The organism is Novosphingobium organovorum, from assembly GCF_022832435.1.
Classification (GTDB): domain Bacteria; phylum Pseudomonadota; class Alphaproteobacteria; order Sphingomonadales; family Sphingomonadaceae; genus Novosphingobium; species Novosphingobium organovorum.
Genome location: NZ_JALHLF010000002.1, coordinates 45,319 through 67,595, shown reverse-complemented (window position 1 = coordinate 67,595; position 22,277 = coordinate 45,319). Strand labels below are relative to the sequence as shown.

Here is a 22,277-nt window from a genome sequence, read left to right as displayed (position 1 = left end):
GTTCGTCTCGGGAGAGGCCTGATGGGAACCGACGAACCCGCAACGGTGCGCCACGTCGCCATCATCATGGATGGCAACGGGCGCTGGGCGAAGAAGCGCCTGCTGCCACGCGCAATGGGGCACCAGCGCGGCGTGGAAGCGGTGCGCCGGGTCGTGCGCGGCGCGCGCGAGCTGGGGCTCGAAGCGCTCACGCTCTACGCTTTCTCGACCGAGAACTGGCGCCGGCCCGAAGAAGAAGTCTCGGACCTGATGAGCCTGATGAAGCGCTTCATCCTGTCCGACCTCGACGAATTCGCGCGCGCGGGCGTGCGCCTCAGGATCATCGGTGACTATTCGGCCTTCAAGCCCGACGTCGTCGAGCTGATCGACGGGGCGATCGCGCGCACCGCCCAAAACACCGGGACGACGCTGGCCGTTGCGCTCAACTATGGCGCGCAGGACGAGATCGCGCGCGCGGCGACCAAGGCTGCGGCCAAGGGGCCGATCACGCCCGAGACGATCGCGGTCGAACTCGACACTGCCGATCTGCCGCCGCTCGACCTGCTGATCCGCACGTCGGGCGAAGTGCGCCTGTCGAACTTCCTGCTGTGGCAGGCGGCCTATGCCGAGCTCTATTTCACCGACGTGCTGTGGCCCGATTTCACGCTCGATCACCTCAAGGAAGCGCTTGGCTGCTTCGCCAATCGCGAGCGGCGTTATGGCGGACGTTGAGCCTGTGGGGGCGCGCAAGCGTTCCGATCTGGGCGTGCGCGCGGCTTCGGCTGTCGTCATGCTGGCCGTGGCGGGCACGGCGCTGTGGGTCGGCGGGGCGCTGTGGATGGCGTTCGTGGGCGCGGTGGCGATCGGGGTGCTGTGGGAATGGGTGCGCCTGACGCGGCCCGTGGCGCGCGAGGCGATGCAGCGCGGCCTGTGGAACTTTGCCGGGATGCTCTACGTGGGCGTGGGCGCGGCGATGCTGCTGTTCCTGCACAATTCGGCTTTCACGCTGGCGCCGCTGATGACCGTGCTGCTGGCCGTCATCGGGGTCGATGTCGGCGCCTATTTTGCGGGGCGCAGCTTGGGCGGCCCCAAGATCGCGCCCGCGATCAGCCCCTCCAAGACCTGGTCGGGGCTTGCGGGCGGCTGCGCCGGGGCGACGCTGGTGCTGTTCGGCGCGGCCATGGCGTGGAAGAACGGGGCGATCGCGATCGTGCCAATCGGCGATCCGGCCGCATCGCGCGGCTGTTTCGGGTCGGACAGCTGCTGGTTCCTGACCGCCAGCCCGATCGCGCTCTTTGCGCAGTGCCTGCTGTTCGGCATCATCCTGGCGGTCTGTGCGCAGGCAGGCGATTTCCTCGAAAGCTGGATGAAGCGCCGCGCCGGGGTCAAGGATTCGGGGAACCTCATTCCGGGCCACGGCGGGCTGTTCGACCGGGTCGACGGCCTGCTTGCCGTGCTCTTCCTGCTTGCTCTTGCGATCCTGTTTCAGCCATGATCGCGCCAATGAAAGACGCCGTGCGTACTCTCTCCATTCTGGGCGCGACCGGGTCCATCGGTAGCTCCACGCTCGATCTCGTGCGGCGCAACCGCAAGGACTGGCGCGTCGTCGCGCTGAGCGCCAACCGCAACGTCGAGGCGCTCGCCGCGCTGGCGCGCGAATTCGCCATCGAAGTGGCCGTTGTTGCCGATGAAGCTTGCCTGCCCGCGCTGCGCGAAGCGCTCGCCGGCAGCGGGATCGAGGCTGCCGGTGGCGCGCAGGCGCTGGTCGAGGCGGCGGCGCGCGGCGCGGACATGACGATCGCCGCCATCGTGGGCTGTGCGGGGCTGGCCCCGACGATGGCCGCGATCGAACAGGGCGGTCTGATCGGGCTTGCCAATAAGGAAGCGCTGGTCTCGGCGGGCGGGATCATGACTGCGGCGGTGACACGCACGGGAGCAACGCTGCTGCCGGTGGATTCCGAACACAACGCGATCTTCCAGTGCCTGCAGGGCAACTGCTCGCGCGATGTGCGTTCGATCACGCTGACTGCCAGTGGCGGGCCGTTTCGCGACTGGAGCTCGGCGCAGCTTGCCGCGGCAACGCCCGCGCAGGCGGTCAGGCATCCCAACTGGGACATGGGCGCCAAGATCAGCGTCGATTCGGCGACGATGTTCAACAAGGGGCTCGAGCTGATCGAGGCCTATTACCTCTTTCCGGTCAGGCTCGATGCGCTGCGCATCGTCGTCCACCCGCAGTCGATCGTCCATTCGATGGTCGAATACCGCGACGGTTCGACGCTGGCGCAGCTGGGGCCTTCGGACATGCGCGTGCCGATCGCGTCGGTGCTGGCCTGGCCCGCGCGCATGGAAACGCCCTGCGACCCGCTCGATCTGGCCGCGATCGGCCAGCTGACGTTCTTCGCGCCCGACGAGGACCGCTTCCCCGCGACCCGGCTTGCCCGCGCGGCGGCGGAGGCGGGCGGGGCGATGCCCGCCGTGCTCAACGCGGCCAACGAGATCGCGGTGGAAGCCTTCCTGCGTGGTCAGATTGCATTCACCCGGATCGCCGCAGAAGTGGAGCATGTGCTCGAAACTTTCGCGCCGTGCGCCCCGCAGACGCTCGATGAAGTCCTTGCGGTCGATGCCGAAGCGCGCCGGCGGGCGCTGGCGTTGATGCCGTGTGGCTAAAATCCTGCCTCTTGCGGCCCGTCGCTGATATCCTGTCCCAGAACGGAGACACCTTGCCGTGAGCGGTTCCCCCGGTTTTCTGACGATGATCCTCGCCTTTGCGCTCCTCCTGGGGCCGCTCGTGCTGATCCACGAGCTGGGGCACTATCTGGTCGGACGCTGGTTCGGGGTGAAGGCCGATGCCTTCTCGATCGGGTTCGGCAAGGAAATCGCGGGATGGACCGATCGGCGCGGGACGCGCTGGAAGCTCTCGATGCTGCCGCTGGGCGGTTATGTGCAGTTCGCCGGCGACATGAACCCCGCGAGCATGCCCGCCGCGTCCGACGCCGCGCTGTCGCCGCGCGAACGGGCGCAGACCTTCCACGTGAAGCCGTTGTGGCAGCGTGCGCTGATCGTGCTGGCCGGGCCGATGACCAATTTCCTCGTCTGCGTGGCGATCCTGGCGGCGTTCACGCTGGTCCAGGGCAAGCTGGTGATCGATCCCCAGATCGCCGATTTCAGCCCTCGCTCCACCGCGCGCGAGGCGGGGCTGCGCGAAGGCGACCGGATCACCGCGATTGATGGTCAGAAGGTCGAGGACGCGCAGGACGTCGTGCGCCTGACGCTGCCCTGGCCGGGGCGCACCGTCTCCGTCACCGTCGACCGCGACGGCGATACGATGACCTTCCCGGTCCCCATCGCCAGCCGCGAGGAAAGCGACGGCTTTGGCAAGACCGCGCGGATCGGCGATCTTGGCCTGACCTACGACCAGCCGGTGGTCGATGGGTTCACACCCGATTCCCCGGCCCGTGCGGCCGGGCTCGAGGAGGGGGATCGCATCGTGCGCGTGGGCGATGCCGACGTCACCAGCTTCGAGGACGTGATTGCCGCCGTCCAGCCGCAGGCGGGGCAGACGCTGCCTTTCACGGTGCTTCGGGGCGGCCATGCGCGGGTGTTCCAGGTGCCGGTCAAGTCGGTCGAGGCGCCTGACGGGAAGGGGCATGTCCGCCCTGTCGGGATGATCGGCGTGGCAGGCCGGGTGGGGCACACCGTGCCCGTGGGCCCGCTTCAGGCGCTGGGCATCGGTGTCTCGCGCAGCTTCCAGGTGATGGGCGACATGGTGACCGGGCTGCGGCAGATGGTGCTGGGCGAACGGTCGGTCAAGGAGCTGGGCGGTCCGATCAAGATCGCGCAGTATTCGGGCGCGCAGTTCCAGCTTGGCTGGGAAGCCTTCGTCCACTTCGTGGCGCTCATTTCGATTAACTTGGCATTCATCAACCTGCTGCCAATCCCTGGCCTCGACGGGGGGCATTTGGCCTTTTACGTAGCCGAATGGGTTCGCCGCAAGCCGCTCGACGGTCGCAGTCAGGAGTGGGCCATCCGTACCGGCGTGGTATTCGTGCTGGCGCTGATGGTGTTCGTGACGGTCAACGATCTGGCTTCTCTGCCGATTTTCGGGGGATAGGCGGGAAAAATTTTCTGGGATCTTAGTGTTGCCAAGTTTGGCTGCTTGATCGGACGGCGTCCATCGGGCAGATGGCTGCGGTCTTGCGCAGGTTTTGGTGCGAACCTGCGGGTGTTTAATAGGCTCGCGAAAGCGACTATCGGGAAATTGCTTGCAAATGATGGGATTGGAAATGGTTCGCAGCACTGAGGCTCGCCGCTCGTCGCACGTCGCGGCCGTCCTCCTTGGGACCACGATCCTTGCGGGTTTGCCCATGTCGGCGTTCGCACAGGACCAGGATGGCGCGGGCCCCGGCGAAACGCAGCAGGCCGCTCCCACCGAGCAGGCCGCTCCCGCCGAGCCGGCCGGCCCGCCGATCACCTCGCTGACCGTTGCCGGTGCCGAGCGTCTCGAGCAGCAGACCGTGCTGTCCTACACCAAGCTTCGCGTCGGCCAGCCTTACACCAAGACCGCCGCCGACGCCGCGCTCAAGGATCTCTACGCGACCGAGCTGTTCAAGAACGTCGAGGTGACCAACACCGATGGCAACGTGGTCATCACGGTGCAGGAAAACCCGGTCATCAACCGCATCATTCTCGAAGGCAACAAGCGGATCAAGAACGACAAGATCCTGCCCGAGATCAAGCTGGCCGCGCGCCAGATCTTCACCCGGTCCAAGGTCCGCGCCGACGTCGCGCGCATCATCGAGCTCTACAAGCGCCAGGGCCGCTACGCCGCGACGGTCGAACCCAAGATGGTGGCGCTCGATCAGAACCGCGTCGACATCGTGTTCGAGATCACCGAGGGCGACAAGTCCAAGGTCCGCCAGATCAACATCATCGGCAACAAGGAATTTTCCGACGCCGAGCTGCGCACGCAGATGGTGACCAAGCAATCGCGCTTCTTCCGCCTGTTTTCCTCGGCGACCAGCTACGATCCCGATCGCATGGCGTTCGACCAGCAGAAGCTGCGCCAGTTCTACCTGACCCAGGGCTATGCCGACTTCCGCGTCGTCTCGGCGGTTGCCGAACTGACCCCGGACAAGAAGGACTTCATCCTCACCTACGTGGTCGAGGAGGGCAAGCGCTACAAGTTCGGGGACGTGAAGGTCGAAAGCCAGATCCGCGACTTCGACAGCAAGAAGATGTCGGCCAACCTGCCGATGAAGAAGGGCGACTGGTACAACGCCAAGCTCGTCGAAGACACCATCGACAACCTCAACACGACCGCCGGCGCGTTCGGTTACGCTTTTGCCGACGTGCGCCCGCAGTACGATCGCGACAAGGACAACCTCACCATGGGGCTGACCTTCGTGATCCGCGAGGCGCCGCGCGTCTACGTCCAGCGCATCGACATCAACGGCAACACGCTGACTCAGGACAAGGTCATCCGCCGCGAGTTCCGTCTCGCCGAGGGCGATGCGTTCAACTCGCTGCAGGTCAAGCGTTCGACCAACCGCATCAAGTCGCTCGGCTACTTCCAGGAGAAGTTCGAGGTCGAGCAGAAGCCGGGCGATGCCGATGACCGCATCGTGCTCGAAGCCAACGTCGAGGAAAAGCCGACCGGCGAACTCCAGCTTTCGGCCGGTTTCTCGAGCCTGGAAAGCTTCATCTTCCAGGCCTCGATCAAGCAGAACAATTTCCGCGGCCGCGGCCAGACGGTGGGCCTTTCGGGCAGCTATTCGTCGTACTCGCGCTCGGTCCAGGCCAGCTTCGTCGAGCCTTACCTGTTCGACAAGAACGTCTCGCTCGGCGTCGACATCTACCGGCGCGACTACAACAACTTCAACTACTACAACTCGGACCGCAACACGACCTACGAGCAGACCACGACGGGCTTCCAGGTCCGCGCGGGTGTCCCGGTCACCGAGTACATCACCGCGATCGGCCGCTACACGCTCAACTACGACCAGGTCTCGCTGAGCAAGAGCCAGTTCTACTCGACCGACAGCGACGGCAACTCGACCTGCGATCCGCTGCGTGCTGGCCGCTACCTGTGCGATGCCATCGGCAACCGCGTCAGCTCGATCCTGGGCTTCTCGCTGGTCTACGACAAGCTCGACAACCGCATGCGCCCGACCAAGGGCGAGACCGCGCAGATCAGCGTGGACCTTGCCGGCCTGGGTGGCGACGTGAAGTACGTGCGCCTGCGCGCCAACGCGGCGAAGTACTGGCCGCTGGGCAAGGGCTTCATCTTCTCGCTGCAGGGCGAGGGCGGTGTGATCGAGGGCTGGGGTGGCGATTCGGTCCGCCTGACCGACCGTTTCTACCTCGGCGAGCCGAGCATGCGCGGCTTCGGTATTCGCGGCGTCGGCCCGCGCGTGCTGCGCAAGTACTACAGCTCGACGGTCGACGACGATTCGACCGTGTCGAGCACCTCGGACGACGCGCTGGGCGGCAAGTACTACTACAAGGGGCGCGCCGAAATGGAGATCCCGCTGGGTTCGGGTGCGCGTGAGATGGGCCTGCGTCCCTCGATCTTCGCCGACGTCGGCGCGGTCTGGGGCACCAAGAAGCCCGACACCAGCGATTGCTCGGACGGCTGCTTCATCGGTTCGCGCGATTCCGACGGCAACCAGCTCTATTACGTCAACGACGGCACCTCGAGCGGTTACACCAGCACGACGACCACTTCTTCGACCACCAACGGCATTGCCAACACCAAGGTGGGCAGCACCAGCTACTTCACCGAGTCCTATGTCGGTGACACCTGGCTGCCGCGTCTCGCGGTTGGTTTCGGGGTCAACTGGAACTCGCCCTTTGGCCCGTTCCGCATCGATATTTCGAAGGTCATCCTCAAGGAAAAGGGTGATGACACCAAGGTCTTCACATTCAACGTGGGAACGCAATTCTGATGAACAAGACTATCAAGTCCGCCGCTCTGGTCGCAGGCCTTGCTCTCGCCGCGGCGGCCAGCCCGATGGTTGCAAACGCCAAGGCCGCTGCTGCTCCCGCCGCTCCTGCAGCGCCCACGGGTTCGGTCGTCGCCGGGATCGGCGTCGCCGATTTCAACGCGATCATCGCCAACTCGAACGCGTTCAAGACCGCCGAAACGCAGCGTGAGACCACCTACAAGGCGCAGATCGATCAGGCCAAGTCGCGCAAGGCGGCGATCGAGGCGCAGCTTCAGCCGCTGATCACCAAGTACCAGACCGATAGCCAGGCCGCGAAGCCGAATGAGGCCGCGCTCCAGCAGCAGGGCCAGCAGATCCAGCAGATCCAGCAGCAGGGCCAGCAGGAACTGCAGCAGATCCTCGCGCCGGTTTCGCTCTCGCGCGCCTATGTCTCCGAGCAGATCGAGGACAAGCTGAACGACGCGATCAAGAATGCGATGGAAAAGAAGGGCATCACCCTTCTGCTCAGCCCCGATGCAGTGCTGGCGATGACCAACGGCGCCTATTCGCTCAACCAGGATATCCTGAACGAGCTGAACACGGCGATCCCCTCGGCGCAGCTCGTTCCGCCGCAGGGCTGGGAACCGCGCCAGGTTCGTGAAGAGCGCGCCCGTCGCGCCGCGGCCGCTGGCCAGGCTGCTCCGGCTGCCGGTGCGGCTCAGCAGACCGGTCGTTGATCGACCGATCACACCTTATCTGAAAGTTGAGTGAAATGAGCGAACCGGGCGAACTGGTCTACGACATCCCGAAGATTCTCGAGGCGCTGCCGCATCGCTATCCGATGCTGCTGGTCGATCGCGTCGTCTCCTTCGACGAGGAGGAGATCCACGCGGTCAAGGCTGTGAGCTTCAACGAGGATTTCTTCCAGGGCCATTTCCCCGGTCGTCCGATCATGCCCGGCGTCCTCCAGATCGAGGCGCTCGCGCAGACCGCCGGTATCCTCGCGATCGAGACTCTGGGCCTGGCGGGTTCGGGCAAGCTGGTGTTCTTCATGGCGATCGAGGAAGCCAAGTTCCGCTCGCCCGTGACGCCTGGCCACCTGCTCGACCTCAAGGTCGGCTTCGTTCAGAAGCGCGCGCGGGTGTGCAAGTTCTGGGGCAAGGCGTCGATCGATGGAAAGGTGACCTGCGAGGTCAACTTCACCGCGATGATTGCCGACGCCTGATCCGGGACCTGCCCGTTTGCGCACGCGGCTCTGGTGGTCGCGGCGGAGCGGGTAGGGCTTGCTATTTTGCGCGGTTCGCTGTAAGCGCCCCGCTTTCCTAGGCAGGCCGGTCGGAACCGGCCATATGCAAGAGAGATTACGACGATGAAGGCCGATACGCATCCCGACTACCACATGATCACCGTGCAGATGACCGATGGCAGCACGTTCCAGACCCGTTCGACCTGGGGCTCGGAAGGTGACACGCTCGTCCTCGACGTCGATCCCACCACGCACCCGGCCTGGACCGGTGGTCAGCAGCGCGTCAACGAAGGCGGCCGCGTTGCCCAGTTCAACAAGCGTTTCGGTGGTCTCTCGCTCAACAAGAAGTGAGCGGGCGTTTCGCCAGACACGAATTCGGGAAAGGGCGGTCTTCGGGCCGCCTTTTTTTCGTTTTGGGGCTGTTCGGGGCGGGTCAGGGGGGGCTCTCGCTGACGATGGCCTGCCACACGGCGGCCGGGCGTTTGGCCGAGCCGGTTAGCGGACGCAGGAATTCGAGACCCGCAGTGTCCTCGCGAATCCAGCGCACGATGGCGTCCAGATCGGTTTCTGCGCTGTGGGGCGCCTCGATCGGGCGCAGGGTGACGACGACGCCGCAGCGCAGCGCGAGGCCGCGCCCCCACAGCGCGCAGCCATAGGGCGAAATGTCGATCAGCCAGGCCGAACCGCGCAGTGCGGCGTCGCAGCGCACGACGACGCCATGGCGGCTGGGGTGACGCCCCTCGCGGCGCCGCTCGGCGGGCTTGAGCGTGTGGATGGAAGGCAGTCGGGCCAGGCGTTGGCTCACCGGTCGGGTGCTCCTGTCGGGGTTGTGGAGCGCTTTTCGATGGCAGTGGAACACGAAGTGACTCGGAAAAAACGCCCTGGTCCGGTTATCGCGCGCGCCGGGCGAGAGCCGCGTTAAGGATTGCCTCGGGCGATGCCCTGATGGTCGCTGCGAAGCGAGGCGCGCGAAGGGCGGCGCGCGAAGGGGGTGGTGCTGGAGGGCTTTCGATCGGACGGGAGCCGCTAGGCCGCTCCGGGCCTTTGTCTTGGCGCACTTTTGGAACCGTCCGATGTTTTTGCCTGACCGGAAAAAGGCTCTAGCCCCAGGCGCGTTCGCGAAACCACTGGGTGATGATGTACTTGCGCCCGCTGCGCACCTTCATGGCGTGGTGCAGCGTTGCTGCGTTGGGCGAACCATCGGGGCGCTGGTTGTTCCAACACACCAGCTTGCCCGTTTCGGGCTGGATGATGCGTTCGAGCACCTTGAAGCGGGTTGCGCCGCCCGCGTCGACGGCGTTCAGATAGACCATGTAGGTCCAGGTCCGCTGCCCTGCGTGGGAGCAGTATTGCGCGAATTCGGGGCGGTCGGGCTCGAAATAGTCGGTGTGTGCCTTGAACTCCTGGTCGATCGCGTAGCGTTGGCCCTGAAGCGGTTCGGCGTGGCTTTCGGGGCACCCGGCCAACGCGCAGAGCCTCTGGCGCACGCGGGCCACCAGTGGGTCGCTGGCGGGCAGGTCGCAGGTCGAACTGGTGCGAAAGGCATCGTCGCCGCTGTAGCCGGTGATCGTCGAGGGGCGATGATGCGCCTCGATCCGTGCGATCAGTCCGGCGCATTCCTGTGCGTTGAGAAAACCGGGCAGCGTGTACATTTCGATTCGTGCCGAGGCGAGCGCGCGCGCTTCAGGATGGGCCTGGATCGGAACGGGGTACGATTCGCTGCGAAAGGTCATGCGCACAAGGTTAGCCCCGGTGCCGACACAAGAAAATCGCACCTGTTTTTGCAGGAGGCGCTTTTTTCGCTTGGCAAGTCGCTCATCCTTGTGCAAAGGCGCGCTCCCGCACTGATGACGCTCGCACGAACGCATCGAGGCGGCTTTCCCGCAGCGTGGCCAGTCCACGCCGGGCTGTGTGGCGATTGTAGCTCAGTTGGTTAGAGCGCCGGTTTGTGGTACCGGAGGTCGTGGGTTCGAATCCCATCAATCGCCCCATTCTTCCCCCCTTTTGCATCTGATGCTTTGGACCAATAGGGCACTGAAAAGCGTTGCGCTTTTCGTCGAGCCTCTTGCTCCTTTCGTCGCGGTCTTTAGAAAGCCCGCATCATGCACGGTTTTGCCAATCCTGCCCGTTTCTTGCGCCTGGCTCGCTGGTTGATGCCGGTGTGTCTGGTCGCGGGCATCGCCATCGCTTTCGCTGCCCTGTCCTGGGGCCTGTTCGTGGCGCCGGCCGAGCGGTTGCAGGGGCAGACGGTGCGCATCGTCTACCTGCACGTACCCGCCGCCTGGCTGGGCATGTCGGGCTGGATGGGGATTGCCGCGGCAAGCTTTACCGAACTGGTCTGGCGCCATCCGCTCGCCGGGATCGCCGCGCGCGCCTGCGCCGTGCCCGGTGCGGTGTTTACCGCCATCTGCCTCATCACCGGTTCGCTTTGGGGCCGCCCGGCCTGGGGGACATGGTGGGTGTGGGATGGGCGGTTGACCTCGATGCTGGTCCTGCTGTTTCTCTACTTTGGCTGGATGGCGCTGTCGCAGGCGAGCGAGGCGGCCGATGGCGGGGAGGGTTCGGGCGCGCTGCGGGCTCCGGCGATCTTCGGGCTGGTCGGCGCGGTTAACATCCCGATCATCCACTATTCGGTAATCTGGTGGAACAGCCAGCACCAGCCGCCCAGCATCACCACCGGCGGTTCGGCCATGTCGGGGGCTTTCCTGTGGCCGCTGCTGATCGCGATGCTTGGCTTCACGCTGATCTTTGCGGGCGTGGTGATGGCGCGGATGCGGGCCATTCTGGCCAACCAGCAGGCCGAGGCGCGGCTGCGCCGCAAGGCCATGGCCGAGGGGAACTGAGCGATGCGCGAAACGATGGATGCCTGGCCCTACGTGATTGCGGCCTATGCGATCGGTGTTGGCGGCACGAGCGCGATGATCGCCTGGGCGCTGATGACGATGCGCCGCGCCGAAAGCCGCCGCGACGCGGCAAGGAAGCGGTAAGGGCATGGCAATCAAGGCAAAGCATCAGCGGCTCGTGCTGCTGGTCATCGCGCTGGTGGTGCTCGTGGGGGCCGCGTTGCTGGCCGCCTGGGCGCTGCGCAACCAGGCGAGCTATTTCTATGTCCCGGCCGAGATTACCGCCAATCCGCCCGCGCCCTCGCGCGGGGTGCGCCTTGGCGGCATGGTCGAGAAAGGCTCGATCAAGACGATGCCCGACGGTGTGACGATCGCTTTCGTGGTCGGCGATGGCAAGGCCACGGTGCCCGTGGTGTTCAAGGGTATCGTGCCCTCGCTCTTCGTCGAGGGGTCGGGGGTCGTCGCCGAAGGGCACATGCGCCCCGACGGCACGTTCGAGGCCGACAATCTGCTGGCCAAGCACGATGAAAAGTACGTTCCGCGCGAAATGAAGGACATGACCGGGGAACAGGCGCGTCAGGTGGTGGCCGAAACGAAATGATCGCTGAACTGGGACTGGCCGCGCTCTGGCTCGCGGCGGCGCTTGCGACCCTGCAATTGCTGGGCGGCGCCCTGGCGCAGACCGAACGGGGCGGCGCCCTGGCGGGCGTGGTGCGTCCGGTGGCGGTGGTGCAGGGGCTGCTTGTCCTCGTCGCCTTCGCCTGCCTGATCTACGTCTTTGCGGTCACCGACCTGTCGGTGAAGCTGGTCGCGCTCAATTCGCATTCGATGAAGCCGCTGATCTTCAAGATCGCCGGGGCCTGGGGCAACCACGAAGGCTCGATGCTGCTGTGGGTCACGGTGATGGGGCTGGCGGGCGGTTTCGTCGCACTGATCGAGCGGCGCCTGCCCGAACGCACGATGCTTGCCACGCTCGCCGGGCAGGCCTTCGTTTCGCTGGGGTTCTACGCGTTCCTGCTCATCGCCTCGAACCCGTTCGAGCGGCTTTCGCCCGCGCCTGCCGAAGGGCAGGGGCTCAACCCGCTGCTGCAGGACCTTGGCCTCGCGTTCCATCCGCCGACGCTCTACCTGGGCTATGTCGGGCTTTCGATCGCGTTCAGCTTCGCCATTGGCGCGCTCGTCACGCGCGAGGTCGGTCCGGCCTTTGCGCGCGCGATGCGGCCCTGGGTGCTGGGCGCGTGGATCTTTCTGACGCTGGGCATCACGGCGGGCTCGTACTGGGCGTACTACGAGCTGGGCTGGGGCGGCTGGTGGTTCTGGGACCCGGTTGAAAACGCTTCGCTGATGCCCTGGCTCGCCGCGACCGCGCTGCTCCATTCGGTCAGCGTGCTCGCCTCGCGCGATGCCTTGCGGATCTGGACCGTGATGCTGGGGGTGGTTGCCTTCTCGATGTCGATGGTCGGCACGTTCCTCGTGCGCTCGGGCATTCTGACCAGCGTGCACGCCTTCGCGGTCGACCCTGAGCGGGGCAGCTTCATTCTCGCGCTTCTGGCAATCAACATCGGCAGCGCGCTGGTGCTTTTTGCGCTGCGTGCCGGCACGGTGAGCGAGGGCGAACGTTTTGCCCCGATCAGCCGCGAGGGCGCGCTGGTGATCAACAACGTGCTGCTCTGCGCGATCCTGGGCATCGTGCTGTTCGGCACGCTCTACCCGCTTCTCGCCGAGGCGATGGGGGCTCAGGTCTCGGTCGGCCCGCCGTACTTCAACCCGATGAGCGCGCTGTTTGCGCTGCCCATGCTGCTGGTGCTCGCGGTCGGGCCGATGCTGCGCTGGCGCCGCGATACCTTCGCGCGGGTGGGCAAGGCGCTGGTGATCCCGGCCATGCTGGTCGTGGCGATGGGGATTGGCCTTGTCGTCTTCGCCAAGGTGGCGCTGCTGCCCTTCCTCGGGCTGGCGATGGGCGTGGGGCTTGCCTGGGCGAGCGTGCTGCCCTTGCGCGGGCGCAACCTGCGCCGCCTGCCACTGGCGGTCTGGGGCATGGTCTTTGCTCACTTCGGGATCGCGGTCGCCCTCATCGGCATGAGCAGCGAAAGCGCCTTTTCCGTAGAGAAGCTGGTCGCCGTCGAGGTGGGGGATACCACCCAGGTCGGCCCGTGGAAGGTCAGGCTGGCCGGGATCGAGCCGATCGCTGGCCCCAACTGGACCGCGCTCGAGGCCGATCTGGCGGTGATCTACGGGACCGATGGCGCGCCGACGCAGCTTACGCCGCAGTCGCGCACTTTCTGGGCGCCGCCGCAGAACACCGCCGAATCCGCCTTGCTGACGCGCTGGAACGGCCAGCTCTACGCCGTGCTCGGCGGTGAGGCCGACGACGGCCGCTGGCAGCTGCGCCTTTGGTGGAAGCCGTTTGTCCCGCTGATCTGGATCGGCGGCGTGCTGATCGCGCTTGGCGGCCTGCTGGCCTTGCTGGGGCGCGTTGCGAACGATGTGCGGCGCGGTGTTGCCAGCGATCGCATTGCCGATCGCCGCGAAGGCCAGCGCGAGCTTGAGGAGAGCCGTTCATGACCGCGTCCCCTGCAGAACCTGCCCGCGCCAAGGGGCCGCGCTGGGCGATCTGGTTGCCGCTGGCGATCTTCCTTGCCTTTGTCGGGCTGGTTGCGATCGGGCTGTTCAAGCCGGCCGACCACACCGTGCGCAGCCGGCTCATCGGCAAGCCGATGCCCAGCTTCGATCTTCCGCCAGCGCAAGCGGGCCGCAAGGGGCTGAGCAGCGCGACGCTGCGCGATGGCAAGGTGCATCTGGTCAACATCTTTGCCAGCTGGTGCATTCCGTGCCGCGTCGAATCGCCCCAGCTGGGCGAGCTGGCCAAGGCGGGCGTCGTGATCGAGGGCATCTCGGTGCGCGATTCGGCCGACAACCTGCGCACCTTCCTTTCCGAAAACGGCGATCCTTACGCGGGGATCGGCGCCGACGACGATGGCCAGGTGCAGCTTGCGCTCGGCTCCTCGGGCGTGCCGGAGACGTATGTCGTCGATGGCAAGGGGATCATCCGCTACCAGCATGTCGGCGAAATTCGCGCTGACCAGCTGGCGATGATCCTCCAGAAGCTGCAAGAGGCCGCGCTGTGATGCCGTATCGCCGCGCCTTTCGCCTTGCGGCTATGGCCTTTGCGCTGGGGCTCGGTGCGCCAGCGGCGGTGACGTTCGCGCAGGGCGAACAGTCCACCGCGCCTTATGCCTACCGCCAGCTCGACGATCCGGCCAAGGAGCGCGAAGCGTCCGATCTCATGGCGACGCTGCGCTGCCTGCAGTGCCAGGGCCAGTCGATCGCCGATTCGGATGCACCGATCGCGGGCTCGATGCGCAGCCTTGTCCGAGAGCGGATCGCGCGGGGCGAAAAGCCCGAACAGATCCGCGCCTGGCTGATCGAGCGCTATGGCGATTATGTGAGCTACAAACCGCAGCTGACCGAGCTGACCTGGCCGCTCTATGCGGTTCCGCTGGTGTTCCTGCTGATCGCCTTCCTCCTGCTGCGCCGTCGTTTCGTGCTGCGCGCGCGCGGGGCGATGGATGGCGCGACGGACGGCGAAGAGGGTGATTCGCGGCGCGAGGAAGGGGACCGGGCATGACCTGGGTATTGGTAATCGCCCTGGCGCTGGTCGCGCTTGGTCTCGCCCTGTTCGTGTTCAAGGTGCCCGCAGGGGGGCGCGAGGCGGTGGCCGCCGCGCTGCTGCTGGGCCTTGCGGGCTATGTGCTGCAGGGCCGCCCATCACTTCCGGCAAGTCCGAGCAAGGTGTCCGACACGACCTCGCAGGAAGCGGCCTTCCTCGTCGCCGCGCGCCAGAAGATCACCAATTCGACGATACCGCCGACGAATCGCTACGTGGTGATCGGCGATGCCTTCGCGCGCAACGGGCAGACCGGCGATGCCGCGCGCGTCCTGCTCGGGGCGGTGGAGGATGAACCCAAGAATTCGGACGCCTGGCTGGCGCTCGCCAACACGCTGGTCGCGCATTCCGAAGGATCGCTGACCCCGGCCGCGACGTTCGCGTTCCAGAAGGCCGCGAAGGCCGATCCCAAGTCGCCAGGTCCGCCGTTCTTCCTCGGGCTGGCGATGGCGCAGTCGGGCGATTACGCGCAGGCGCGCGCGATATGGGTGGCACTGCTCCAGTCCGCTCCCGCCGATGCGCCGTGGCGCCCGGCGCTGGCGGCCGAGCTGGAGCGCCTCGACGCCTTCTTGAAAGCCTTGCAAAAGCGCCAGAAAGACCTTGCCACGCCTGAGCAAAGCGCGCCGCAAGGCGCGGCCGCCGATGCATCCTCGACTACCAATGACTGAGGAACGTTGCTAGGCAACCACCTTGCTGCTAACGGCCTTCAACCTTGCCGCAGGTGCGAGACGGGGTCTCGAGTCCATGACGGGGCGCACGAATGAGTGATGCATCACAGGATACGACAGGCGCATTGCCGGTAAATGAACCGGCCGGCACAGGTCTATCCGAAGACGGGGGCAAGTCCTCCCACGGCCATTCCTCCGGGAACATAACGAAGCTCGCGTTCGGCGCGGTCGGCGTCGTCTTTGGCGACATCGGCACAAGCCCGATCTACGCGTTTCGTGAAACCTTCGTCGGCCCGCACCCGCTGGCGATCGACGAACTGCATATCCTGGGCGTGGTCAGCCTGATCTTCTGGTCGATGACGCTGGTCGTCGCGGTCCAGTATGTCGGCATTCTCATGCGCGCGGACAACAAGGGGCAGGGCGGTAGCCTGGCGCTTGTCGCGCTGATCTCGGGGGCGATTCGCCGCTCGGGCTACGGCGGGCTGATCGTCATGCTCGGCGTTTTCGCGACCGCGCTGTTCTACGGCGATTCGATGATTACGCCCGCGGTCTCGGTGCTTTCCGCGGTTGAGGGCCTGACGGTCGTGCAGTCCAACCTCGCGCCCTTCGTCATGCCCATCGCGCTGATCCTGCTGGTCGGCCTGTTCGTCCTGCAAAAGAGCGGCACGGCCAAGGTCGGTGCGCTGTTCGCGCCAGTCATGGTCATCTATTTCGTCGTTCTGGCGGTGCTGGGCCTGTACCATCTGGTGCAGATGCCGGGCGTGCTCGTCGCCCTCAACCCGTGGTACGCGATCCAGTTCTTCCTGACCGACAAGGTGCTGGCGTTCCTCGCGCTCGGCTCGGTCGTGCTGGCGGTGACCGGCGCGGAGGCGCTCTATTCGGACATGGGGCACTTCGGGCGCGGGCCGATGCGCCTTTCCTGGTTCGGTTTCGTGATGCCGTGCCTCCTGGTCAACTACTTCGGCCAGGCCGCGATGATCCTGGGGCTCGACGATTCGCAGGCCGCGCTGGCGATGGAGAACCCGTTCTTCAACCTCGCGCCCGAATCGCTGCGCCTGCCGCTCGTCATCCTGGTCAGCTGCGCCGCCTTCATCGCGAGCCAGGCGGTTATCTCGGGCGCCTTCTCGATTACCCACCAGGCCATGCAGCTGGGCTTCATTCCGCGCCTTTCGACCCGCCACACCAGCGAGCATGAGGTCGGCCAGATCTACATTCCCTTCGTCAACTGGGCGCTGATGATCGGCGTCATCGTGCTGGTGCTGGTGTTCCAGAACTCTTCGAACCTTGCTTCGGCCTACGGTATCGCGGTGACCGGTGCGATGCTGATCGACACTTGCCTGATGACCGTGCTGCTGATCGTGCTGTGGCGCTGGAAGCTGTGGATCGCGGTGCCCGTCGCGGTGGTCTTCTTCGTCGTCGACGGCACCTATTTCGCCGCCAACGCGACCAAGATCCCCGACGGTGGCTGGTTCCCGCTGATGATCGGCGGGGTAGCCTTCACGCTGCTGACGACCTGGAACAAGGGCCGCCGCCTGATGCGCGACCGCATGACCGAGGCGGCCCTGCCGCTCAACGTCTTTGCCAAGAGCGCGCACGGCAGCGCCGCCCGCGTGCCCGGCACGGCGATCTTCATGGCGTCGAGCAACGTGGGCGTGCCCTCGGCGCTGCTCCACAACATCAAGCACAACAAGGTCCTGCACGAACGCGTCGTGGTGCTCACGGTCGAAGTTCAGGATGTGCCCTATGTCGAATCGAGCGATCGCTACTCGGTTCAGGAACTGGGCCAGGGCTTCTACCGCATGACGCTGCGCTACGGCTTCATGGAAGAGACCGACATTCCCGCCGCGCTTGCGCACAACCAGATGTGCGGTCAGCCGTTCGAGATGATGAAGACGAGCTTCTTCCTCTCGCGCCAGACGCTGGTGGCCTCGGAAAAGCCGGGCATGGCGATCTGGCGCGAAAAGCTTTTCGCCTGGATGCTGCGCAACGCGGCAAGCGCGATGGTGTTCTTCCGCCTGCCGACCAACCGCGTGGTCGAACTCGGCAGCCAGCTCGAGATCTGAGCGTGCTGGCCATCCTTGCCGCGCTCCTGCTCGCGCCATCGCCAGTCACGGCGGTGGCGGATGATCTCGATATCGCCGGGCAGGTGGCTAAGGGCAAGGTGCTCTGCACCAATCCCGATGTCGCCTCGCGTACCTGTACGACGATCGACCGCCAGGCGCCAGCAGGGCCGGGCCGCTTTACTGATACTGGAGAAGTGCTGATCCCGGCGGCCAAAGCCATTACCCTCGAAACGCGCTCGGCGATGACGCTTGAAGGTGCAAACCAGCTGTGTGGTCAGATACGCCGGGAGGACCTGCTGCAAGGCACGTTGAGGGTCGAGGGTGTCGCCCTCGAACCGGAACCCAACGCTGCCGCGCTCGCGCATTTGGCCCAGACCATCTTTGCCCAGCTCGACGGACGCAGGGTGTGTGAGACGCTGGGGCACGACAAGGCCGGTCGTCTCGTCAAGATCGATACCATGGAAGGGTTTGACGGCAATGTGCCGCCACGACCCGTGCAGTGGATCGCGCCCGATGCGGGCTACACTGTCGCCCCACATGACCGGTAGGGCTGGTCCTGATGGTGGCACCCGACACCTGATGCGACAAAGGGCAAACGCTGCGTGCTGATCGAGCGGATCGCGGTGTTCGCGCTGGTGGTCGGCATCGGCGCGACGGTGGTGCTCGACCTCTGGGCGCTGGCCTTGCGCCATGCCTTGGGCGTTGCGGGAGCGAACTGGGGTATCGTCGGGCGCTGGCTCATGGGCCTTGGCTCGGGGAACGTCATCTATCGTGGCACCGACCTGTCTGCCCCCACGCGCGCGGAAAAGGCGCTTGGCTGGGCGTTCCACTATCTCGTCGGGCTCGGTTATGCGGCGCTCTATCCGCTGGTCTGGGGCGCTGGGTTCCTGAACGCGCCGCGGGTGCTGCCGGTGGTGCTGGTTGGCTTCGTGTTCAGTACGCTGGCCGGTCTTGTGGTGCTCACGCCCTGCCTTGGCGGCGGCGTGTTCGCGCGCAAGGCACCCGATCAGCCGCGCCGCATCGCGCTCTCGCTCGTCAACCATACGGTCTTTGCCGTGGCGCAGTTCGCCCTGGCGCGGGCGCTGGCCGCCTGACCAAGAACGAAAAGGCCCGGTGGACGCTTGGTCCTCCGGGCCTTTTCGTGCCATGCGGCGTGAACCGCACCCACGGGTTGTCAATCGTGCGGCGGGTTCTCGAGCAGTTCCTCGCTCGCCTCGCCGGTATCGCCCATGCCGTGCTTGAGCACCATGGGCAGCTGGGAGAAGGTGAACAGGAACGAGGCCAGGGTGAAGCCCCAGACTTTGGCCTTGAGCCAGGCGTCGAAGCTAACGGTGTAGACCAGCGCGGTGTTCGCGACGGCCAGCGCCAGGAAAAACCAGGCCCAGTTGCGCGACAGCTTGATCCAGCCTTCCTCGTCGAGCCCTTCGAAGGCCGACTGGAGGAGGTACTTGAGCATGGCCTTGCCCTTGAACAGCCCCGCGAACAGCAGGACCGAGAACATCAGGTAGACCGCGGTCGGCTTGAGCTGGATCCAGATGGCGTCGCGAAACACCACCGTCAGCGTTCCGAAACCCAGGATCAGGACGGTGGTCAGCCAGAGCATCGGCGAGATCTTGCCCAGCCGCCACTTGGACAGCGCGAGCGCGATGATCGTCGCCACCATGAAGGCGACGGTGCCCTTGATCGCGGCCGATACGGTGCCGAGCGTGTCGCTGCCCTTGGCGGGCGAAAAGTGGTAGTAGGCGAAGAAGAACACCAGCAGCGGGCCGAAATCGACCACGAGATTGACCCAGCTGGATGCGGGCTTGGCGGCCGGGGTGGGCTGGAGGGCATCGGCGCTCTTGGCCGGATCGGTGGGCATTTACGCGATTCCTGCGATGACCCGGGCCAGCAGGTCCGGGTTGAAGGGTCTGAGATCGTCGATCGTCTCGCCAACGCCGATGGCGTGGATGGGAAGACCGTACTGTTCGGCCGCGGCGACCAGCACGCCACCGCGCGCGGTCCCGTCGAGCTTGGTCATGATAAGGCCGGTGACCCCGGCGACTTCCTTGAAGGTCTCGATCTGCGAGAGCGCGTTCTGGCCGTTGGTGGCGTCGAGCACGAGCACCACGTCGTGCGGCGCCTCGGGGTTGAGGCGGCCGAGCACGCGGCGCACCTTGGCCAGCTCGTCCATCAGCTCGCGCTTGTTCTGCAGGCGCCCGGCGGTGTCGACGATGAGCACGTCGGTGCCGTCCTGTGTCGCTTCTTTGACCGCGTCGAACACCACCGAGGCCGGATCGCCGCCTTCGGGGCCCTTGACGATGGGCACGTCGAGCCGGTCGGCCCAGACCGCCAGCTGGCCGATCGCGGCGGCGCGGAAGGTATCGCCCGCCGCCAGCATGACCGCGTAGTCCTGTTCCTGGAACAGGTGCGCCAGCTTGGCGATGGTGGTGGTCTTGCCCGAGCCGTTGACGCCGATGGTGAGGATCACCTGCGGGCGCGGGAAGGCGACGATGTCGAGCGGCTTGGCGACCGGGCGCAGGATGTCGGCGATTTCGCGCGCGACGACTTCCATGATCGCGCGCTCGTCCGCATCGCGCTCGAATCGTTCGGTGGCAAGGCGCTCGCGGATGCGCGCGGCGGCGCGCGGGCCGAGGTCGGACATGATGAGCGCGTCCTCGAGATCGTCGAGCTGCGCGTCGGTCAGGCGGCCGCCGCCGACGATCCCGGCGAGGTTGCCGGTCAGGCGTTCGGAGGTCTTGCGAAAGCCGCCGAACAGGCGGTTCGACCAGTCGCTGTCCTGCGTTGCGGGAACCGGCGCGTCAGGCCCGGTGGTATCGCTCATGCTTGCAGTATTCCTTCGATCACAGTGACGGGCGTGAGACACGCGAGCGTGCCCGGCACGGTCCCTTCGGGCAGACGGACCCGCGCGAAATTCGGCGCATGGCCCGTACCGTCCTTTTCGGCGAGCACCCATAGCGGCTGGCCGACCTGGCTCGCAAGCCAGCGGGAGCGCTCTTTCGACACCGCATCGCGCAAGGCGCGCGCACGGGTCTTGACCGTGGCGGGATCGAGCTGGGGCATACGCGCGGCCGGAGTGCCGGGGCGCGCGGAAAAGGGGAAGACATGGCCGTGGACGATGCCGAGCTCGGCCACGATCGAGAGGTTGGCCGCGTGGGCCTCCTCGTCCTCGGTCGGAAAGCCGGCGATGAGATCGGCGCCGATGGCAATTTCCGGGCGACGCGCGCGCAGGCCACCGACCAGCGCGAGCGCATCGGCGCGGCTGTGGCGGCGCTTCATGCGCTTGAGGATAAGGTCGTGGCCGTGCTGGAGCGAGAGATGGACATGGGGCATCACGCGCGGCTCGGCGGCGAGCAGTTCGAACAGGCGCGCATCGACCTCCGCCCCGTCGATCGAGGAGAGGCGCAGGCGCGCAAGGTCGGGAAAGCGGGCAAGGATCGCCTCGCACAACTGGCCAAGCCCCGGCTGGCCGTCGAGATCGTGCCCCCAGGAGGTGAGATCGACCCCGGTCAGCACCACTTCGTGCACGCCCGCCTCGAGATGGACGGCAACGTCGGTGAGCGCCTCGTCGATCGTGCGCGAGCGGCTGGGGCCGCGTCCTTGCGGGATGACGCAGAAGGTGCAGGCGTGATCGCATCCGTTCTGCACCTGCACGAAGCCGCGGGTGTAGCCGCGCACGCGGGTCAGGGGGCGGGGCGCGGGCACGTTCCAGGCGCGCGGGTCGAGCTTGGCGGTGTTGGCGACGAGGCCGTCGACTTCGGGCATGGCGCCGAGCGCTGCGCGTTCGACTTCGGCCGCGCAGCCGGTGACGAGGATGCGTGCATCCGGGCGTGCGCGACGGGCGCGGCGAATGGCCTGGCGCGTCTGGCGCACCGCTTCGGCGGTGACGGCGCAGGAATTGATCACGACCAGATCATCGGCCTCGGCAAGAAGCCGGCGCATGTCCTCGCTTTCGGAAATGTTCAGCCGACACCCCAGCGAGTGGACTTCGACGCTCAAGCGGTGACCTCGCCCGCAGCGGCTTGGGTCAGGCCAAAGGCGTCGGCCGCGAAGCTGCCACGAAAGCTCTCGGTCGCCGGGCCGCTCATGACGATCACGTCGTCCTCGCGCCACGCGATAGTGAGCGGGCCGCCGGGCAGGGTGACGGTCACCGTGCGATCAACGAGGCCGCGCTTCATCGCGCCGATGGCGGTGGCGCAGGCGCCCGTGCCGCAGGCGCGGGTGAGCCCGGCGCCGCGCTCCCACACGCGCAGGGTGATCGCATCGCGCGCGGTGACGGCGGCGACGTTGACGTTGACGCGCTCGGGAAAGACGGGGTCGTTCTCGATCAGCGGGCCGAGCCGGTCCATGTCGATGGCGTAAGGATCGGCGACGAAGAAGATCGCGTGGGGATTGCCCACGTTGACCGCGATCGGGTTGACCAGCTCCTCCCAGGCCAGCGGCATGGAATGGGTGTCCATCGCATAGGCCAGCGGAATGGCCTCCCAGGCAAAGCGCGGCTGGCCCATCTCGACCGAAATGCCTGCGTCGGCGGGACGCGCTTCGAGGATGCCGCCCAGCGTCTCGATCCGCGCGGGCTTGCCGTGCAGCAGGCCGACCGCGCGCGTGGCGTTGCCGCATGCCTCGACCTCGCTGCCGTCCGGGTTGAAGATGCGCATGCGAAAGTCGGCCGCCGAGGAGGGTTCGAGCACGATCAGCTGGTCGCAGCCGATGCCGGTGTGCCGGTTGGCCAGCGCGCTTGCCACCGCCGCGTCGATAAGGGGCAGGGGCTTTTCACGCGCGTCGAGCACCACGAAGTCGTTGCCCAGGCCATGCATCTTGATGAATTCGATCCGCATGGCTGCGATCTAGGGATTGCGGGCGGTTTGGTCCAGTCCAAACGCGGACC

Annotated in this window: 24 protein-coding genes and 1 tRNA gene; 19 read left to right on the top strand and 6 right to left on the bottom strand. The window is 66.2% G+C overall.

All coding sequences use genetic code 11. The features are described 5' to 3' along the window. The first annotated feature begins 21 nt into the window (after nt 1-21). The 8 genes from uppS to rpmE all read left to right on the top strand — a co-directional run bounded on the left by uppS (nt 22) and on the right by rpmE (nt 8,499). Nucleotides 22-711: a polyprenyl diphosphate synthase gene (gene uppS, locus MTR62_RS01180; protein ID WP_244016444.1), complete on the top strand. Its 690-nt coding sequence runs from the start codon at nt 22-24 to the stop codon at nt 709-711. Then, complete coding sequence (locus tag MTR62_RS01175; RefSeq protein WP_244016443.1) at nt 698-1,474, top strand: phosphatidate cytidylyltransferase; 777 nt, start codon at nt 698-700, stop codon at nt 1,472-1,474. Before uppS ends, MTR62_RS01175 begins: the two co-directional genes overlap by 14 nt. Before the next feature lie 20 nt (nt 1,475-1,494). Next, the gene (locus MTR62_RS01170) at nt 1,495-2,646 is read left to right on the top strand and encodes a 1-deoxy-D-xylulose-5-phosphate reductoisomerase (protein WP_244016442.1); all 1,152 of its coding nucleotides are present in this window, start codon (nt 1,495-1,497) and stop codon (nt 2,644-2,646) included. Nucleotides 2,647-2,704: 58 nt separating this feature from the next. Beyond that, a complete protein-coding gene (rseP, locus tag MTR62_RS01165) occupies nt 2,705-4,090 on the top strand; it encodes an RIP metalloprotease RseP (protein ID WP_244016441.1) in 1,386 nt (461 codons plus the stop codon). Nucleotides 4,091-4,247: 157 nt separating this feature from the next. Further along, complete coding sequence (gene bamA / locus MTR62_RS01160) at nt 4,248-6,923, top strand: outer membrane protein assembly factor BamA (RefSeq protein WP_244016440.1); 2,676 nt, start codon at nt 4,248-4,250, stop codon at nt 6,921-6,923. Then, nucleotides 6,923-7,639, top strand: coding sequence for an OmpH family outer membrane protein (locus MTR62_RS01155; protein WP_244016439.1), 717 nt, complete (start codon nt 6,923-6,925; stop codon nt 7,637-7,639). The genes bamA and MTR62_RS01155 overlap by 1 nt, the downstream gene beginning before the upstream one ends. 35 nt (nt 7,640-7,674) lie before the next feature. Next, entirely contained in the window at nt 7,675-8,127 is a 453-nt protein-coding gene (gene fabZ / locus MTR62_RS01150; protein WP_244016438.1) for a 3-hydroxyacyl-ACP dehydratase FabZ, read from the top strand. A 144-nt stretch (nt 8,128-8,271) separates the two neighbouring features. Continuing rightward, a complete protein-coding gene (rpmE, locus tag MTR62_RS01145; protein ID WP_244016437.1) occupies nt 8,272-8,499 on the top strand; it encodes a 50S ribosomal protein L31 in 228 nt (75 codons plus the stop codon). Between the two features lie 82 nt (nt 8,500-8,581). On the opposite strand, the gene MTR62_RS01140 is transcribed toward rpmE, so the two are convergent. After that, nucleotides 8,582-8,953: a PilZ domain-containing protein gene (locus tag MTR62_RS01140; RefSeq protein WP_244016436.1), complete on the bottom strand. Its 372-nt coding sequence runs from the start codon at nt 8,951-8,953 to the stop codon at nt 8,582-8,584. A 295-nt stretch (nt 8,954-9,248) separates the two neighbouring features. Beyond that, nucleotides 9,249-9,881 carry a prolyl hydroxylase family protein gene (locus tag MTR62_RS01135; protein ID WP_244016435.1) on the bottom strand — a complete coding sequence of 211 codons (633 nt, stop codon included), beginning with the start codon at nt 9,879-9,881 and terminating at the stop codon, nt 9,249-9,251. Between the two features lie 181 nt (nt 9,882-10,062). On the opposite strand from MTR62_RS01135, the gene MTR62_RS01130 reads away from it, so the two are divergent. The 11 genes from MTR62_RS01130 to MTR62_RS01080 all read left to right on the top strand — a co-directional run bounded on the left by MTR62_RS01130 (nt 10,063) and on the right by MTR62_RS01080 (nt 18,483). Next, nucleotides 10,063-10,139 (top strand) — tRNA-His (locus MTR62_RS01130). 111 nt (nt 10,140-10,250) lie between these two features. Further along, entirely contained in the window at nt 10,251-10,991 is a 741-nt protein-coding gene (gene ccmC / locus MTR62_RS01125; protein ID WP_244016434.1) for a heme ABC transporter permease CcmC, read from the top strand. Between the two features lie 3 nt (nt 10,992-10,994). Continuing rightward, nucleotides 10,995-11,135, top strand: coding sequence for a hypothetical protein (locus MTR62_RS01120; RefSeq protein ID WP_244016433.1), 141 nt, complete (start codon nt 10,995-10,997; stop codon nt 11,133-11,135). 4 nt (nt 11,136-11,139) lie between these two features. Continuing rightward, a complete protein-coding gene (gene ccmE / locus MTR62_RS01115; RefSeq protein ID WP_244016432.1) occupies nt 11,140-11,592 on the top strand; it encodes a cytochrome c maturation protein CcmE in 453 nt (150 codons plus the stop codon). Next, the gene (locus MTR62_RS01110) at nt 11,589-13,556 is read left to right on the top strand and encodes a heme lyase CcmF/NrfE family subunit (RefSeq protein ID WP_244016431.1); all 1,968 of its coding nucleotides are present in this window, start codon (nt 11,589-11,591) and stop codon (nt 13,554-13,556) included. The genes ccmE and MTR62_RS01110 overlap by 4 nt, the downstream gene beginning before the upstream one ends. Then, complete coding sequence (locus tag MTR62_RS01105) at nt 13,553-14,119, top strand: DsbE family thiol:disulfide interchange protein (RefSeq protein WP_244016430.1); 567 nt, start codon at nt 13,553-13,555, stop codon at nt 14,117-14,119. Before MTR62_RS01110 ends, MTR62_RS01105 begins: the two co-directional genes overlap by 4 nt. Beyond that, nucleotides 14,119-14,619, top strand: coding sequence for a cytochrome c-type biogenesis protein (locus MTR62_RS01100; protein WP_407672560.1), 501 nt, complete (start codon nt 14,119-14,121; stop codon nt 14,617-14,619). The genes MTR62_RS01105 and MTR62_RS01100 overlap by 1 nt, the downstream gene beginning before the upstream one ends. Further along, the gene (locus tag MTR62_RS01095; RefSeq protein WP_244016429.1) at nt 14,616-15,326 is read left to right on the top strand and encodes a tetratricopeptide repeat protein; all 711 of its coding nucleotides are present in this window, start codon (nt 14,616-14,618) and stop codon (nt 15,324-15,326) included. The genes MTR62_RS01100 and MTR62_RS01095 overlap by 4 nt, the downstream gene beginning before the upstream one ends. Before the next feature lie 92 nt (nt 15,327-15,418). After that, nucleotides 15,419-17,389 (top strand): potassium transporter Kup, encoded by a 1,971-nt coding sequence (locus MTR62_RS01090; RefSeq protein WP_244016428.1) that lies wholly within the window; start codon nt 15,419-15,421, stop codon nt 17,387-17,389. Nucleotides 17,390-17,391: 2 nt separating this feature from the next. Then, entirely contained in the window at nt 17,392-17,937 is a 546-nt protein-coding gene (locus MTR62_RS01085) for a hypothetical protein (RefSeq protein ID WP_244016427.1), read from the top strand. A gap of 54 nt (nt 17,938-17,991) precedes the next feature. Further along, a complete protein-coding gene (locus MTR62_RS01080; protein WP_244016426.1) occupies nt 17,992-18,483 on the top strand; it encodes a DUF2938 family protein in 492 nt (163 codons plus the stop codon). Nucleotides 18,484-18,563: 80 nt separating this feature from the next. On the opposite strand, the gene MTR62_RS01075 is transcribed toward MTR62_RS01080, so the two are convergent. From MTR62_RS01075 to dapF, 4 genes are read right to left on the bottom strand one after another with little or no spacing between them, the layout of a single operon-like run. After that, complete coding sequence (locus tag MTR62_RS01075) at nt 18,564-19,250, bottom strand: inner membrane-spanning protein YciB (protein ID WP_244016425.1); 687 nt, start codon at nt 19,248-19,250, stop codon at nt 18,564-18,566. Next, nucleotides 19,251-20,213, bottom strand: a complete 963-nt coding sequence (gene ftsY / locus MTR62_RS01070; protein ID WP_244016424.1) for a signal recognition particle-docking protein FtsY — start codon at nt 20,211-20,213, stop codon at nt 19,251-19,253. Continuing rightward, complete coding sequence (locus MTR62_RS01065) at nt 20,210-21,388, bottom strand: MiaB/RimO family radical SAM methylthiotransferase (protein WP_244016423.1); 1,179 nt, start codon at nt 21,386-21,388, stop codon at nt 20,210-20,212. Before MTR62_RS01065 ends, ftsY begins: the two co-directional genes overlap by 4 nt. Beyond that, on the bottom strand, nt 21,385-22,227 hold the full coding sequence (gene dapF / locus MTR62_RS01060) for a diaminopimelate epimerase (RefSeq protein WP_244016422.1): 843 nt from the start codon (nt 22,225-22,227) through the stop codon (nt 21,385-21,387). The genes MTR62_RS01065 and dapF overlap by 4 nt, the downstream gene beginning before the upstream one ends. Between the last annotated feature and the right edge of the window lie 50 nt (nt 22,228-22,277).

What these genes read in the sequence shown, in the direction of transcription:
- bamA (WP_244016440.1), top strand. Translation starts at nt 4,248, where the DNA reads ATGATGGGATTGGAAATGGTTCGCAGCACTGAGGCTCGCCGCTCGTCG.
- MTR62_RS01105 (WP_244016430.1), top strand. Translation starts at nt 13,553, where the DNA reads ATGACCGCGTCCCCTGCAGAACCTGCCCGCGCCAAGGGGCCGCGCTGG.
- MTR62_RS01075 (WP_244016425.1), bottom strand. Translation starts at nt 19,250, where the DNA reads ATGCCCACCGATCCGGCCAAGAGCGCCGATGCCCTCCAGCCCACCCCG.
- ccmE (WP_244016432.1), top strand. Translation starts at nt 11,140, where the DNA reads ATGGCAATCAAGGCAAAGCATCAGCGGCTCGTGCTGCTGGTCATCGCG.
- uppS (WP_244016444.1), top strand. Translation starts at nt 22, where the DNA reads ATGGGAACCGACGAACCCGCAACGGTGCGCCACGTCGCCATCATCATG.
- MTR62_RS01100 (WP_407672560.1), top strand. Translation starts at nt 14,119, where the DNA reads ATGCCGTATCGCCGCGCCTTTCGCCTTGCGGCTATGGCCTTTGCGCTG.
- MTR62_RS01095 (WP_244016429.1), top strand. Translation starts at nt 14,616, where the DNA reads ATGACCTGGGTATTGGTAATCGCCCTGGCGCTGGTCGCGCTTGGTCTC.
- MTR62_RS01090 (WP_244016428.1), top strand. Translation starts at nt 15,419, where the DNA reads ATGAGTGATGCATCACAGGATACGACAGGCGCATTGCCGGTAAATGAA.
- MTR62_RS01120 (WP_244016433.1), top strand. Translation starts at nt 10,995, where the DNA reads ATGCGCGAAACGATGGATGCCTGGCCCTACGTGATTGCGGCCTATGCG.
- ftsY (WP_244016424.1), bottom strand. Translation starts at nt 20,213, where the DNA reads ATGAGCGATACCACCGGGCCTGACGCGCCGGTTCCCGCAACGCAGGAC.
- ccmC (WP_244016434.1), top strand. Translation starts at nt 10,251, where the DNA reads ATGCACGGTTTTGCCAATCCTGCCCGTTTCTTGCGCCTGGCTCGCTGG.
- MTR62_RS01175 (WP_244016443.1), top strand. Translation starts at nt 698, where the DNA reads ATGGCGGACGTTGAGCCTGTGGGGGCGCGCAAGCGTTCCGATCTGGGC.
- MTR62_RS01155 (WP_244016439.1), top strand. Translation starts at nt 6,923, where the DNA reads ATGAACAAGACTATCAAGTCCGCCGCTCTGGTCGCAGGCCTTGCTCTC.
- fabZ (WP_244016438.1), top strand. Translation starts at nt 7,675, where the DNA reads ATGAGCGAACCGGGCGAACTGGTCTACGACATCCCGAAGATTCTCGAG.
- dapF (WP_244016422.1), bottom strand. Translation starts at nt 22,227, where the DNA reads ATGCGGATCGAATTCATCAAGATGCATGGCCTGGGCAACGACTTCGTG.
- MTR62_RS01110 (WP_244016431.1), top strand. Translation starts at nt 11,589, where the DNA reads ATGATCGCTGAACTGGGACTGGCCGCGCTCTGGCTCGCGGCGGCGCTT.
- MTR62_RS01135 (WP_244016435.1), bottom strand. Translation starts at nt 9,881, where the DNA reads ATGACCTTTCGCAGCGAATCGTACCCCGTTCCGATCCAGGCCCATCCT.
- rpmE (WP_244016437.1), top strand. Translation starts at nt 8,272, where the DNA reads ATGAAGGCCGATACGCATCCCGACTACCACATGATCACCGTGCAGATG.